The sequence below is a fragment of the Acidovorax sp. FW305-C-20-28 genome, assembly GCF_058783375.1.
Window position 1 is genome coordinate 1 of record NZ_JBYSYM010000052.1, and the last position, 13530, is coordinate 13530.

Consider the following 13530-nt stretch of genomic DNA (forward strand, 5'->3'; position numbering starts at 1 on the left):
TCGACGGCGATTTCGTCAAAGGGGTTCATGCTCATCTTCACGTTGGCGATGTCCACACCCGTGTTGTCCGACTTGACACGGACCTTGACGTTGTAGTCCACCACGCGCTTGACAGGGACCAAGACCTTCATTGCTGCGGCTCCTAGGTTAGTAGAGTTGGTTGAATTGACGTTTACGTAAACTGGAACATTCTATGCCGCAGTGCACCCAAGAGGGTCCAGGCCGGGGCCACCGGCAGCAGGGGCATAAAAAAGAACGATCGTGCTTTTTCGTGATTATAGGGCACTTGGCGAAGGGCCCGATGTCTCGCCGGAGGCACTGGCCGACGCAGTACCTGCAGGCAGCCCGGCAGGAACTGCGCCGCCCTCCTTGATCTGCACCACGCGCTGCGGGTAAGGGATGTCGATGTTCGCCGCGCGCAAGCCGTCGAGGATGGCGATGTTGATGGCCGAGCGCAGGTTGAGCGAGCCGGCCGAGGGGTCGCTGATCCAGAAGTTGAGGCTGAATTCCAGCCCGTCGGGTGCGAAGTTGATGAGAAACGCCACGGGCTCGGGCTCCTTAAGTACGCGCGGCTGCGCGGCGGCCGCGGCGCACAGAATGGCCTGCACCTGGGCCACATCACTGTCGTAGCCGACGATGATGTTGGTGGTGACGTTGAACTTGCGGTCGGCGTCCGAGAGGTTTTCCACGCGCTGGGTGATGAGCGTCTCGTTGGGCACGATGGACTCGCGCCCGTTGCCCGCGCGGATCAGGGTGTAGCGCGTCTTGATGTCGGTGATGCGGCCCTCGAAGCCATCCACGCGCACGTTGTCGCCAATGCGCAGCGAGCGCTCGAGCAGGATCACGAAGCCGCTCACGTAGTTGGAGGCGAGCTTCTGCAAACCGAAGCCCAGGCCCACGCCGACCGCACCGCCCAGCACCGACAGGGCGGTGAGGTCCACCCCGACCGCCGACAGCGCGAACAGCATGCCCACGAGCAGCAGCACGGCCCGCACGGCATTGCCCGCGACCTTGCGCATGGACAGGTCGGTCACGGCCGTGCTGAGCACCCGCCGCTCGAAGGTGGCCGAGATCCAGAGCGCCGCCACCATGACCAGGCTGGCCGACAGGGCGCCCTCGATCAGCGTGGCAACGCTGACGGTGGACTTGCCGAAGTTGAGGGTGATGCTGTCGAGTTCGCTGCGCACGGCGGGCAGGAGCCCCACGATCCAGAGCACGGCTGCGCCCCAGATGACCCAGGAGAACAGGCCTTCGAGCAGGCGCACCAGGCCTGAGTTGGGGAAGGCCACGCGCAGCACGCGGGCGATGAAGCGGATCAGCGCGAGGGACACCAGCATCGGGACTGCGATGCGCAGCACGAACACGGGGTGGTAGTGCTCCACTGCAAGGCGGCCTGCGAAGGTCAGGACCAGGGCGATCAGGGGGAAGAGCAGGCCGTCGATGGTGTTGCGGCCGATCCAGACGGAGTCTGGGGGTTGGTTGCGGCCTATCAGTCTTGCGGCGAACAGGGCTGTGGCGATGGCGGCGGCCAGGACGCCGAGTTCCAGCCAGACGCTGGAGTGGTTGAAGTCGGTGAGGAGTTTGTCGAGGATTTCCATGCGGTGGGATCCATCACACTTGGCAGTACGGTGCCGATGGTGATTGCTTGCTTGATCTGAGGGCGGGAGCCGGGATGTCCGCCCGGCGGCGCAGTAACTTTCTCTTGTCTCGCCAAGAGAAAGTCACCAAAGAGAAAGCGACCCTGCTGTCCGTGTCCCCTGCGCTGCGCTCCGGGGCAACCTGCGATGCTCGAAGCTGGGGTGCGCCGAAGAACTCCCTGCGCTGCCTCTCTGAGGCAGCTCCGGTCAGACAGCTTCGGCGAGCCAGATGACGAAGCGCGTGTGTCCTGCGGCACACGCGCCACCCCAGCTTCTGCGCTTCTCGGCACGTCCAGAAGGGATTGGGGGCCCCACGCGGGCCATCGCTTCGCTCGGCCCCGTTACGCCTCGCTGCGCTTGGCGTCGGCAGCGCGCAGCGCGTCACCGACACCCGGCGCCGCTGCGAAAGCAGCAGCCGGGTGGTTCCCGCTCCCCACCCCTGCTGGCTGCGCCGAGAAGCGCAGGAGCTGGGGTGGGCGTGTGTGCCGAAGGACACACACGCTTCGTGATCTGACTTGCCGCAGCTGTTTGAGCGGAGTTCGAAGAACGCAGCGAGTTCTGCGGCACCACCCCAGCTCCGAGCATCGCAGGCTGCCCCCGCTCGCCCGACAGGGCGAACGGGGGACGCAGACTGGGGGTCGCCTTTTCTTTGCCTACTTTCTTTTGGCGAAGCAAAAGAAAGTAGGTGCGCTGCCGGGCGCACACCCCGGCCTCCGCCCTTCAACAAAGACGAGAAGCAACCAGCGCCCATAGCCGCCCGATCATCACCTCCAGGAAGGAGCACGCTTTTCAACAAACGCCCGAGCCCCTTCCTGAGCAGCCCCATCCATCATGTTCACCGCCATGGCCTGCCCCGCCAACTGGTAAGCCGCATCCATCCCCAACTCCCGCTGCTGGTACACCAGCGCCTTGCCCATGGCCACCGCAACGCGCGGCTTCTGCAGGATGGACGCCACCAACTTCTCCACCTCAGCATCCAACTCAGCAGCAGACACCACCCGATTCACCAGCCCCTGCTCCAAGGCAGTGGCCGCATCGATGAAGTCCCCGGTGAGCAGCATCTCCATCGCCCGCTTGGCAGGCACATTGCGCACCAGCGGCACGCTGGGCGTGGCGCAGAACAAACCGTAATTGATCCCACTGGTCGCGAACGTCGCACTGTCAGCAGCCACCGCCAGGTCGCACTGGGCCACCAGTTGGCAACCCGCCGCCGTGGCCATGCCCTGCACGCGCGCGATCACCGGCACGGGCAGCTTGTGGATGGCCAGCATCATGCGGCTGCACTGCGCGAACAGCTGCTGGTACCAGGCGAGGTCCGGATGGGCAGCCATGTCCTTGAGGTTGTGGCCGGCACAGAAGGCCTTGCCCTCGGCCGCCAGCACCACCACGCGCACGGTCTCGTCGCGTGCCACGGCATCGAATGCCTGTTGGAGCGCTGTGAGCATCTCCGAACCCAGGGCATTGAAACGTGCCGGGTCGTTCAGCGTCAGGGTCACCACGCCGCGCGCATCGCGCGCCACACGCAGGGGTGTTTCTTGGTCGGTCATATCTCTCTCACAAATCGGCCAGTACACGCAGATGCGCTTCCACACTGCGCGCCAACGGCCCCATCACATAGCCACCCTCCAGGCAGGACACGATGCGGCCCTTGGAATAGCGCCGCGCGATGTCCTTCACGCGTTGGGTGATCCAGGCATAGTCGGGCTCGGTCAGGCCCAGCTGGCCCATGTCGTCCTCGCGGTGGCCGTCGAAGCCGGCGCTCACGAAGATCATCTCGGGCTTGAAGGCTTCGAGTCGCGGGATCCACATCATCTCGATGATCTCGCGGATGTCCATGCCGCGCGTGTAGGCCGGCACCGGCACGTTCACCATGTTGGGTGCCGGGTCCTGGTCGCCACTGTAGGGATAGAACGGGTGCTGGAAGATGCTGACCATCAGCGCCCGCGGGTCGCCCGCGAGGATGTCCTCGGTGCCGTTGCCGTGGTGCACGTCGAAGTCCACAACGGCCACGCGCTGCAGGTTGTAGCGCTGCAGTGCGTATTTGGCGGCCACGGCCACGTTGTTGAAAAAACAGAAGCCCATGGCCTTGCTGCGCGTGGCGTGGTGGCCCGGGGGGCGCACGGCGCAGAAGGCGTTCTCCAGCTCGCCGGCCATCACGGCATCGGTGGCGGCCAGTGCGGCCCCTGCGGCGCGCAAGGATGCCTTCCAGGTATGGGCGTTGATGGAGGTGTCCGGATCGAGCTGCGAGTAGCTCGGGCCGCCGGCCAGGATTTCCTCGTTGAGCCGGTCGGACAGGCCGCGCATGGCGGCCACGTGCAGGCGGTCGTGCGCCAGCTCGATGTCGGCCAGCGAGGCCTCGGGCGCCTCGCGGCGGTCCAGTGCGTCACCCACGCCGGTGATGAGCAGCCGGTCCTCGATGGCGTCCAGCCGCTCGGGGCATTCGGGGTGCCCGGGGCCCATTTCATGCTTCCAGCAGTCGCGGTGGGTGAAATAGCCCGTTTTGCTCACAGTCAATCCCCGTGTCTCGTCTTTTTCGGATAACGTCGCAACAAGATTTTTCGGATAACGTCGCGCTATGGATGCACAGCACAAAATCAAATCGCTTCTGAACCAGCTTAACACGGTGATCGTGGGCAAGAAGCCCCAGGTCCAGGACTGCGTGGCCTGCCTGCTGGCCGGCGGCCACCTGCTGATCGAGGACGTTCCGGGCGTGGGCAAGACCACGCTGGCCCATGCCCTGTCGCGCACCTTCGGGCTGCAGTTCTCGCGCGTGCAGTTCACGGCCGACCTGATGCCCAGCGACCTGACCGGGGTGTCGGTGTACGAGCGCGGCAAGGAGTCCTTCGTGTTCCACCCTGGGCCGGTGTTCGCCCAGGTGCTGCTGGCCGACGAGATCAACCGCGCCAGCCCCAAGACCCAGAGCGCCCTGCTCGAGGCCATGGAGGAAAAGCAGGTCTCCGTGGAGGGCGAGACCCGAGCCCTGCCCCACCCCTTCTTCGTGATCGCCACGCAGAACCCGCACGACCAACTGGGTACCTTCGCACTGCCCGAATCGCAGCTGGACCGCTTTCTGATGCGCATCTCCATCGGCTACCCCGACCGCGCGGCCGAGCGCGTGCTGCTGGCCGGCGCCGACCGCCGCGACATGGTGGATTCCATGCTGCCCCTGCTGTCCGACGAGGAACTGGCTGAGCTGCAGCGCCAGGTGCTGGCCGTGCACACGGCCGACCCGCTGCTCAATTACGTGCAGGACCTGATCGCGGCCACGCGCTCGGGCCGCTGGTTCCTGCAGGGCCTGTCGCCGCGTGCCGGCATCGCGCTGGTGCGCGCCGCCAAGGCGCAGGCGCTGATCAGCGGGCGCGACTACGTGGCGCCCGACGACGTGCAGGCTATCCTGCCCCAGACCATCGCCCACCGCCTGGTGCCCGTCGGCGATGCCGGCCGCGGCGCGGTCGAGCAGGTGCGCGCCATGGTCGATTCCGTGCCTCTGCCTTGAACCCGAGGGACATGGCCACCACCGCCCCATCGCCCACGGCTGCATCGCCCGGCCGGCTGCGCGCTGCCCTGGCAGCGCTCAACCCGCTCACGCGCGTGCGCAAGCGCTTCGAGGCCTGGTGGATGGTGCGCCGGCCGCTGAACGACACGCTCACGCTGACCCAGCGCAATGTCTACATCCTGCCCACCGGGGCAGGATGGATGCTGCTGCTGACCCTGCTGATCCTGCTGGTCGCCTCCATCAACTACCAGCTCAACCTGGGCTACCTGCTGACCTTTCTGTTGGCGGGCAGTGCCGTGGTGGGCATGCACATCTGCCATGCCACGCTGCGCGGCATCACGCTGCACCTCAAGGAGCCGGAACCCCATTTCATGGGCACCAGTGCAACGGTCGAGGTGCAGGTCTCCAGCGAACGCAAGACGCCGCGCTATGGCATCGGCCTGGCCGTGCATGGCGGTGCGGGTGAAGTGCACCACTGGGCCTGGACCGATGTGCCGGCGCAAGGGCGGTCCATTGTGCATGTGGCCTTCGCCCCCAGTCGCCGGGGCCTGCACCGCGTGCCCACGCTCACGGCAGAGACCCGATTCCCCCTGGGCACCTTCCGTGTGTGGACCTACTGGCGCCCGGCGGCCCAGGTGCTGGTTTACCCCGCCCCCGAGATCCCGGCCCCGCCACTGCCCCCTGGCGAGCCCCGCGGTGCCGGCACCGGCAGCGCGCCATCCCAGGGCATCGGCGAGTTCGACGGGGTGCGCGCCTACCGGCGCGGCGACCCGCTCAAGCTCGTGGTCTGGAAGAAGGCCGCCAAGACCCTGGGCACCGGCACCGACGACCTGGTCAGCCGCGACTCGCAGCAGGCCCAGCGCCACGAACTCTGGCTGGACCCTGCACTGACCGGAATGCCCGACCCCGAGGCCCGGATCTCGCGCCTGACCGCCTGGGTGCTGCAGGCCGACCGGCTGGGCCTGGACTATGGCCTGCGCCTGCCCGGCCTGGAGATCGCGCCGGACACCGGCACCGCCCACCGGCGCCGCTGCCTGGAAGCCTTGGCCCTGTGCTGATGAACTTCTGCCTGCGACCGGCCCTCCAAGAGCATCCCCCGACCCATCCCTCTCGCCCATCCTACGCTCCATGAGCCTGCGCCAGACCCTCGTCTCCCTGCCACGCGACACGCGGGACACCCTGTTCCTGCTGTTCGCCACGGCCTGGGTGATCGCCCCCCAGGTGGCCAACCTGCCCGCCTGGGCCAGCGCCATGGCCTTTGGCATGCTGCTGTGGCGCGGCTGGATGGCCTGGAGGGCCCGTCCCCTGCCCGGGCGCTGGCTGCTCACGGTGCTGGTCATCGTGGCGGTGGGGGGCACGCTGCTCACGCACCGCACCATCCTCGGGCGCGACGCGGGCGTCACGCTCATGGTGATGATGCTGACCTTCAAGACCCTGGAGCTGCGTGCGCGCCGCGATGCCATGGTGGTCTTCTTCCTGGGCTTCTTCACGATGCTCAGCAATTTCTTCTTCTCGCAGTCGCTGCTTACCGCGGCGGCCATGCTGGTGGCGCTGCTGGGCCTGCTCATGGCCCTGGTCAATGCCCACATGCCGGTGGGGCGCCCGCCGCTCCTGCAGACCTTCCGCATCGCGGGCACCATGGCGCTGCTGGGTGCGCCCATCATGGTGGCGTTGTTCATGCTGTTCCCGCGCATGTCGCCGCTGTGGGGCATGCCCAGCGACAACCTCACGGGGCGCAGCGGCCTGTCGGGCACGATGAAGATCGGCGACATGGCCGAGATTGCACTCGACGAGCGGGTGGCAATCCGCCTGCGCTTCGAGGGTGCGCCCACCGACATCCCGCAGCAGTCCATGCTGTATTTCCGCGGGCCGGTCATGGCCTCGTTCGACGGCCGGCAATGGGTGGCAGAGCCCTTCCGCGAAGACAGCGCCTGGGCTGCACGTGTGGCGGTCCCAGCCAACCTTCAGACCAGCGGCCCAGCCGTGCGCTATGAGGTGACCCTGGAACCCCAGCGCCAGCCCTGGCTGATGGTGCTGGAGGCCACGCCCGAGGCACCGCAGCTGCCCGGTATGCAGGCCTACATGACGCAGGACCTGCAGTGGATGACCACGCGCCCCATCACCGATGTGCTGCGCTACCAAGCGGTGAGCTACCCCGAATTCCGCCATGGCCCCCGGGAGTCCGTGCGCCAACTGCGTGTGTACACCGAACTGCCTCCCGGCTTCAACCCGCGTACCCTGGCCCTGGCGGCAGAGATGCGGGCCGACCCGGCGCTGGCCGGCGCCAGCACCCAGGCACTGGTCAATGCCGTGCTGCAGCGCCTGCGCACGGGCGGCTACAACTATTCGCTGGAGCCGGGCGTGTTCGGAGAGCACACGGCCGATGAATTCTGGTTCGACCGCAAGGAAGGCTTTTGCGAGCACATTTCCTCGGCCTTCGTGGTCCTGATGCGGGCGATGGACATTCCAGCGCGCATCGTTACCGGCTACCAGGGCGGAGAGCGCAACCCGGTGGACGGTTACTGGACCGTGCGCAATGCCGATGCCCACGCCTGGGCCGAGGTCTGGATGGAGGGGCGCGGCTGGGTGCGCGTGGACCCGACGGGCGCCGTGTCGCCGGGCCGCGTGGGCCAGTTCCAGCGCCTGCGCGCACCCGAAGGCGCCATCGCAGCGGCGATGGGCACGCTGAGCCCGGGCATGGTGCAGACCCTGCGCGCGGTCTGGGAGGCCGTGAACAACAGCTGGAGCCAGTGGGTGCTCAACTACAGCCAGAGCCGCCAGTTCGACCTGCTCAAGGCCCTGGGCTTCGAGTCGCCGAGCTGGCAGGACCTCTCCACCGTGCTGGGCATCCTCATCGTGATCGCGGCCAGCGGGGGGGGACTGTGGACGCTGTGGGAACGCAGCCAGCACGACCCCTGGCTGCGCCTGCTGGCGCGCGTGCGCCAGCAGCTGGCCAAGGCCGGCCTGGTGCTGCCCGATACACTCCCGCCGCGCTCCATGGCCCAGCAGGTGAGCGCGCACTTTGGCGAAAGCGCCAGCGGCGTGGCGGACTGGCTGCTGCGGCTGGAGCAGGTACGCTATGCCCCCGAGCCTGCCCAGCAGTTCGGCGCCCTGCGCCGCGAATTCAACACCCTGCCCTGGCCCCCGACCGTACGGGGCCGATGACCCGAAGCCCATGCGCCTTTTGAAATCCGTTGCCATCGCCTGGATGGCGATGGCCTGTGCCCTGACCGCCCACGCCAACCCCTCTGCCAAGCCCACCAAGCCGGCCAGCCCGAAGAAGACTGCCTCGAACACCACCGTGCAGGGCGGCGCGCCCTACGCCGGCCGGCCCGACGCCATGGCCTTTGCCGACGACCTGGCCGCCCGCCGCGGGCTGGACCGCGAATGGGTGCGCCAGGCCATCGGCCAGGCGCGCCTGCTGTCCCAGGTGCCGCGCCTGATGCTGCCACCGCCCGTGGGCACGCCCAAGAACTGGCGTGTGTACCGCAGCCGCTTCATCGACCCGGTGCGCATCCGCGCTGGCGTGCGCTTCTGGCAGGAACACCGCGAAGCACTGGAGCGCGCCGAGGCCGAGTACGGCGTGCCCGTGGAGATCATTGTCGGAATCATCGGCGTGGAGACCATCTACGGCCAGCAGATGGGCAACTTCCGCGTGATGGATGCACTGGCCACGCTGTCCTTCGACTTCCCCAATGCCCACCCCCGTGCCAAGGAGCGCCGCGAGTTCTTCCAGCGCGAGCTCGAGCAGTTTTTGAGCCTCACCAACCGCAGCAACATCGACCCCTTCGAGCCGCGCGGCAGCTATGCCGGTGCCATGGGCCTGGGCCAGTTCATGCCGTCGAGCTGGGTGCGCTATGCGGTCGACTTCGATGGCGATGGCCGCATCGACCTGTTCCGAAGCCCGGTGGATGCCATCGGCTCGGTCGCCAACTACTTCAAGGGCCACGGCTGGACCACGGGCATGCCCACGCACTACCCGGTGCAGTTCGATACCGCGCGCCTGCAGCTCGACACCCTGCTCGCACCCGACATCCTGCCCAGTTTCAGCGCCGCCAGCATGCAGGCCAAGGGCGTGGTGCTCGATGCGGATGGCGCCCGGCACCCTGGCCCCATGGCGCTGGTAGAGCTGCAAAACGGCGGCGACGCACCGACCTATGTGGCCGGCACGGAAAACTTCTATGCCATCACGCGCTACAACTGGTCGAGCTACTACGCCATGGCCGTGATCGAGCTGGGGCGTGAGGTGGCGGCGGCGCGCTAGTGCCTGTTCGCACCACCAATTTGGGGGATCTCCCACCGCGCTGACGGGCCCTGGTCCACCGTTACCATGGCGGCCCATCCAACGGATCCAAGCCCATGCATTGCATTGCCCTGCCGCCTCTCCCGTGCAACGCACGCGCCCCAGCGCTGGTCGCAGCGCTGCTCCTGGCCCTTGCCACCCTGGTGCCGCCCGCTGGCGGCCTGGGCGCCACAGCCCATGCCGCCCCCAAGGCCGTTGCCCCGGCGACCGCCGCGAGCGTGGCCACGCTGCACGCCCTCTTCGACGCCGAGCAGATGCCCGAACGCATGCGCCAGATCATGCAGGCGGTGAACCAGGCCCAGCTCGACGCCATCGCAGGCATTGCCGACCCGGCGCAGCAAGAGCGCAAGCGCAAGGCCTATGCCACGGCGCAGCCGGTGCTGGAACAGCACTTTGCGTGGCAGAAACTGCGCCCCCTGGTCACCGAGGTGTACCAGACCCAGTACAGCGAGACCGAGGCACAGGCCCTGCTGGCCTTCTATGGCACCGCACCAGGCCAGTTGCACCTGAACAAGCTGCAGCCTGCCGTGATCGAGGCCACCCTGGCCCTGACCAAGTTCATGGACGAACGCGTGGACGCCCTGTTCGAGTCCAGCGACGACCAGGGCCGTGCCAAGGGCCCCCAGCCGCCCAAGCCGACGGCCTGGGCGGCCGCGGATGCCCACGATGCCCTGGCCGCTGATCTGGCCCGGCTGCTGATGCAAAGCGAGTTCAACGCCCGCATGCAGCGCCTGGAGTCCGCCATGCGCTCGCAGATGGGGCTGGTGCAGTCTTCCGCCCCGAGCAAGCAACAGCAGCAGTGGTTTGCCAACATCTCGCAGCGCCTGCGCGCGGAGCTCCGCTTCGAGACCACCGTGCTGCCTCTGATCGTGCAGCCCCTGCGCGCGCACCTTAATCCCGACGAACTGCGCGCGCTGCTGGCCAGCGAACGCAGCCCCGCGCGCAAGGCCCAGCGCTCCAAGGCCCTGGCCGCCAGCGATGCGCTGAGCGCCCGCCTGCAAGAGACCATCCGCACCGAGATCTTCCCCGAACTGCTGTCCGCCATGGCGCGCGCCGAAAACGCAGCGACACCGGCCAGCAGCGACACCAAGCGCTGAGGCACCGCCCGTGCGGGCTCAGCCCATCCAGGCTTCGCCCACTCTGGCCGCGGTGGCCTGCGTGCCCCCTGCCCGCCACCCCAGCTGCGGCGCAATGCGCCGCGCCGTGTCTTCCAGGATCTGGCGGTACTCCTCGGGCGCGAAGTCGTAGGGCAGCTCCAGCCGCAGCTCCTGCACCAGGGGCACGATGGGGTCTTCGCGCAGCCACTGCAGGATCTGCTCGCTGTGGCCCACCAGGTCGCGCGCGAACAAGGTGCGCCGCTCGCCCTGGGGTGCCAGGGTGCGCGCCTGCCGCGTGGCCGCCCAGGCCAGGTAGCGGGCCCGGGTGGAGGCATCGGCGCCATCGAGCGGAACGATCACCCGGCCCAGTGCCACGCGCGGCACGCTGGACGGCGGCTGATGCACGCGCCAGCGGGCATGGAACAGGTCGAGCTGGGAGCGCTGCGCCTCGAAGAAATGGTCCGTCTGCTCGCCGCGGTTGATGTTGCCGATCAAGAGGTGGTAGCCCTGCTCGCCCGCCCACCGGGCCGAGCGCAGCGAGCCGCCGCCGTACCACAGGCGCTGCGCCAGGCCCGGTGCGTAGGGCTGCAGGCGCGGGCGCTGGCGGCCCGCGGGGGATTCGACAAAAGTCTCCTCATCGCCGAGCAGGTCGCCCTGCAGGTTGCGGCGCAGCCGCTCCACCCTTGCGTGCGAGAAGTCGATGCTGCCCGCATCGCCGTCGAACAGGCGCTCGCCCAGCAGCGCGCCGAAGGGTGGAGCGCCCGCACTCAGGCCCACGTGCAGGCGGCCGCGCGAGAGCACGTCCACCGTGGCCAGGTCCTCCGCCAGGCGGAACGGGTTTTCATAGCCCATCTGCACCACGGCTGTGCCCAGGCCGATGCGCAGGGTGCGCTGGCTGGCCGCGGCCAGGAAGGTGGCGGCCGAGGACACGCCGCGCTCCAGGTGGCGCTGGCGCACCCAGGCGCTGTCGAAGCCCAGGGCCTCCCCGTAGGCAAACAACTGCAGCGTGTGTTCCAGGCCGTCGAACGGGTCGGTGTCCGGGAAGTTGCCCGGCGACAGAAAGGCGAGGTGGCGGATGGCCATGGCTCAGAACTTCGGAAGTCCGGGCGGATTGGTTTCCGACCGGGGCAGCGCCTCTTCCGCCAAGGCCCAGCGCGCCAGCGCCTTGCCGTAGAGCCCGCCCTGGATCAAGCCATTGGCCGCGAGCGTGAGCGCATCGGCCAGGCCGCTGCCCTTGCGCGTGGTGATGGCCACGTCGGACTTGAGCGGCCAGCCCGCGTTCACCGTGCCCACGAGCTTGATCTTGCCGTCCTTGGCCGCATGGTAGGCCTGGGGCGCATTGGGGTTGAAATTGGCATCGGCCCGACCCGAAACCACGCCCAGCAGCCGTGCGGCGTCGTCATCGAAGTAGACCAGCTCCGCGGGCTTGAGCCCCGCCGCCACATTCTTGCGGTTCCATTCGAGCAGGATGCGCTCCTGGTTGGTGCCCGAGGCGGTGATGACCTTGAGGCCGGCCACGTCCTTGGGCTCCTTGATGGACGAGATCTTGCTGTCCGCGCGCACGTAGAAACCGTGCAAACCCAGGCGGTAGGTGGAGAAGTCGAACTTCTCCTTGCGCTGCTCGGTCACGCCCACGTTGGAGATCACCGCGTCGTACTTGCCCGACGACAGGCCCAGCGGCCAGTCGGCCCAGGCAATGGGCTGCAGCTCCAGCTTGAGGCCCAGCGCATCGGCAATCAGCTGGGCGTAGTCGGGGTCGAAGCCGACCACGGTCTTGGCATCGCTGGCATAGGTGGAGATGGGCGGCGCAAAGGGCGCGATGGCCACGGTGAAGACGCCCTCCTTGACGAACCTGAAGTCCTTGGGAATGGCGGCAATCGCGGCGGCATTGCGCTCGGTGCGCAGCCGGCCCTTTTGCTCGGGCGTGAAGTCGAAGGTCTGCGCGAGGGCGGTACCGCCCCATGCAACCAGGACCACGGCGGCCAGCCCGCGCAGAAGGGACGAAGAAGAAGTGCTCATGGTGTACCTCACTTCTTGGGCAAGCCAGGGGGGTTGGTGCGCGCAACCTGGATCGCTTCGGACTGCAGGTTCCAGCGCTCCAGCGCCTTGGCGTAGTTGCCGTTCTGGATCTGCGCATTGAGCGCCGTGGTGACGGCGTCGGCAATGCCCGAGCCCTTGCGCGAGGTCACGGCGATCTCGGCCGTCTGTGGCCAGCCGCCCGAGAAGGTGCCCACCAGCTTGGTCTTGCCGTCGCGCGCATTGTGCGCGGCGATGCCGTTGGGCGCGAGGTAGGCGTCTGCCCGGCCCGAGGCCAGCGCCAGGTAGAGCACCACATCGTCGTCGTAGTACTGCACCTCCACGGGCTTCAGGCCCGCAGCCACGTTCTGCTGGTTCCAGCGCAGGAGGATCTGCTCCTGGTTGGTGCTGGCGCCCACGATGATCTTGAGGCCCGCCACATCCTTGGGTTCCCTGATCGCGGCGATCTTGCTGTCGGCCTTGACGTAGATGCCCAATTGGTCATTGCGGTAGGTGGAGAAATCGAATTTCTCCTTGCGCTCTTCGGTGACCGTGACGTTGGAGATCACCACGTCGAACTTGCCCGACTGCAGGCCCAATGGCCAATCGGCCCAGGCCACGGACACCAGTTCGAGCTTGCGGCCCAGGCTGTCGGCCACCAGCTGCGCGATGTCCGGCGCATTGCCCACCGGGGTCTTGTTGTCGTTGGCATAGGCGCCAAAGGGTAGGCGGCCGGTGGTCGTGCCCACGGTGAGCACGCCCTCCTTGGCGAACTTGAAATCCCTGGACACGAGCCTGAGGGCTTCGTCGACCTTGGCCGAACGCGGGCGCCCGGGCTGTTCAGGGCTCAGGTCCACGGCCTGGGCCGCGGCCTGCAGGGGGACCAGGGTGGCGGCGGCCAGCGCCAGGGCGAGGAAGGTGGAACGGCGGGTGAAGTTCATCGAGTGCTTTCTGAAGGAAAGGGAAATGCGGGCATGCTGG

11 protein-coding genes and 1 pseudogene are annotated in these 13530 nt (G+C 67.7%); 5 read left to right on the forward strand and 7 right to left on the reverse strand.

Features of this window, described 5'->3' with window-relative positions; translation table 11 throughout:
• The 4 genes and pseudogenes from AC3WOH_RS32760 to AC3WOH_RS32775 all read right to left on the reverse strand — a co-directional run.
• Positions 1 to 131 (reverse strand): annotated as a pseudogene (locus AC3WOH_RS32760) (electron transfer flavoprotein subunit beta/FixA family protein); the annotation flags it as partial.
• A 144-nt stretch (positions 132 to 275) separates the two neighbouring features.
• Positions 276 to 1598 carry a mechanosensitive ion channel family protein gene (locus AC3WOH_RS32765; protein ID WP_492233510.1) on the reverse strand — a complete coding sequence of 441 codons (1323 nt, stop codon included), beginning with the start codon at positions 1596 to 1598 and terminating at the stop codon, positions 276 to 278.
• 803 nt (positions 1599 to 2401) lie between these two features.
• Positions 2402 to 3184, reverse strand: coding sequence for an enoyl-CoA hydratase (locus tag AC3WOH_RS32770; protein WP_492233511.1), 783 nt, complete (start codon positions 3182 to 3184; stop codon positions 2402 to 2404).
• 7 nt (positions 3185 to 3191) lie between these two features.
• Positions 3192 to 4145 (reverse strand): histone deacetylase family protein, encoded by a 954-nt coding sequence (locus tag AC3WOH_RS32775; RefSeq protein WP_492233534.1) that lies wholly within the window; start codon positions 4143 to 4145, stop codon positions 3192 to 3194.
• A gap of 67 nt (positions 4146 to 4212) precedes the next feature.
• On the opposite strand from AC3WOH_RS32775, the gene AC3WOH_RS32780 reads away from it, so the two are divergent.
• From AC3WOH_RS32780 to AC3WOH_RS32800, 5 genes are all read left to right on the forward strand, one after another.
• Positions 4213 to 5133: an AAA family ATPase gene (locus tag AC3WOH_RS32780; RefSeq protein ID WP_492233512.1), complete on the forward strand. Its 921-nt coding sequence runs from the start codon at positions 4213 to 4215 to the stop codon at positions 5131 to 5133.
• A gap of 11 nt (positions 5134 to 5144) precedes the next feature.
• Positions 5145 to 6191, forward strand: coding sequence for a DUF58 domain-containing protein (locus tag AC3WOH_RS32785; RefSeq protein ID WP_492233513.1), 1047 nt, complete (start codon positions 5145 to 5147; stop codon positions 6189 to 6191).
• A gap of 70 nt (positions 6192 to 6261) precedes the next feature.
• Entirely contained in the window at positions 6262 to 8298 is a 2037-nt protein-coding gene (locus tag AC3WOH_RS32790) for a transglutaminase TgpA family protein (protein WP_492233514.1), read from the forward strand.
• Positions 8299 to 8308: 10 nt separating this feature from the next.
• Positions 8309 to 9397 carry a lytic murein transglycosylase B gene (gene mltB / locus AC3WOH_RS32795; RefSeq protein ID WP_492233515.1) on the forward strand — a complete coding sequence of 363 codons (1089 nt, stop codon included), beginning with the start codon at positions 8309 to 8311 and terminating at the stop codon, positions 9395 to 9397.
• 95 nt (positions 9398 to 9492) lie between these two features.
• Positions 9493 to 10533, forward strand: coding sequence for a DUF2059 domain-containing protein (locus AC3WOH_RS32800; RefSeq protein ID WP_492233516.1), 1041 nt, complete (start codon positions 9493 to 9495; stop codon positions 10531 to 10533).
• Positions 10534 to 10551: 18 nt separating this feature from the next.
• Here AC3WOH_RS32800 and AC3WOH_RS32805 read toward each other — a convergent pair whose 3' ends face one another.
• From AC3WOH_RS32805 to AC3WOH_RS32815, 3 genes are read right to left on the reverse strand one after another with little or no spacing between them, the layout of a single operon-like run.
• Complete coding sequence (locus AC3WOH_RS32805; RefSeq protein WP_492233517.1) at positions 10552 to 11616, reverse strand: LLM class flavin-dependent oxidoreductase; 1065 nt, start codon at positions 11614 to 11616, stop codon at positions 10552 to 10554.
• A gap of 3 nt (positions 11617 to 11619) precedes the next feature.
• A complete protein-coding gene (locus tag AC3WOH_RS32810; RefSeq protein ID WP_492233518.1) occupies positions 11620 to 12552 on the reverse strand; it encodes an ABC transporter substrate-binding protein in 933 nt (310 codons plus the stop codon).
• 8 nt (positions 12553 to 12560) lie between these two features.
• Positions 12561 to 13490, reverse strand: a complete 930-nt coding sequence (locus AC3WOH_RS32815) for an ABC transporter substrate-binding protein (RefSeq protein ID WP_492233519.1) — start codon at positions 13488 to 13490, stop codon at positions 12561 to 12563.
• Positions 13491 to 13530: the final 40 nt, after the last annotated feature.

Bases quoted from the DNA above. Each gene is read 5' to 3' on its own strand.
- AC3WOH_RS32790 (WP_492233514.1), top strand. From the start codon at position 6,262: ATGAGCCTGCGCCAGACCCTCGTCTCCCTGCCACGCGACACGCGGGAC.
- AC3WOH_RS32780 (WP_492233512.1), top strand. From the start codon at position 4,213: ATGGATGCACAGCACAAAATCAAATCGCTTCTGAACCAGCTTAACACG.
- AC3WOH_RS32770 (WP_492233511.1), bottom strand. From the start codon at position 3,184: ATGACCGACCAAGAAACACCCCTGCGTGTGGCGCGCGATGCGCGCGGC.
- AC3WOH_RS32810 (WP_492233518.1), bottom strand. From the start codon at position 12,552: ATGAGCACTTCTTCTTCGTCCCTTCTGCGCGGGCTGGCCGCCGTGGTC.
- AC3WOH_RS32815 (WP_492233519.1), bottom strand. From the start codon at position 13,490: ATGAACTTCACCCGCCGTTCCACCTTCCTCGCCCTGGCGCTGGCCGCC.
- AC3WOH_RS32785 (WP_492233513.1), top strand. From the start codon at position 5,145: ATGGCCACCACCGCCCCATCGCCCACGGCTGCATCGCCCGGCCGGCTG.
- mltB (WP_492233515.1), top strand. From the start codon at position 8,309: ATGCGCCTTTTGAAATCCGTTGCCATCGCCTGGATGGCGATGGCCTGT.
- AC3WOH_RS32765 (WP_492233510.1), bottom strand. From the start codon at position 1,598: ATGGAAATCCTCGACAAACTCCTCACCGACTTCAACCACTCCAGCGTC.
- AC3WOH_RS32800 (WP_492233516.1), top strand. From the start codon at position 9,493: ATGCATTGCATTGCCCTGCCGCCTCTCCCGTGCAACGCACGCGCCCCA.
- AC3WOH_RS32805 (WP_492233517.1), bottom strand. From the start codon at position 11,616: ATGGCCATCCGCCACCTCGCCTTTCTGTCGCCGGGCAACTTCCCGGAC.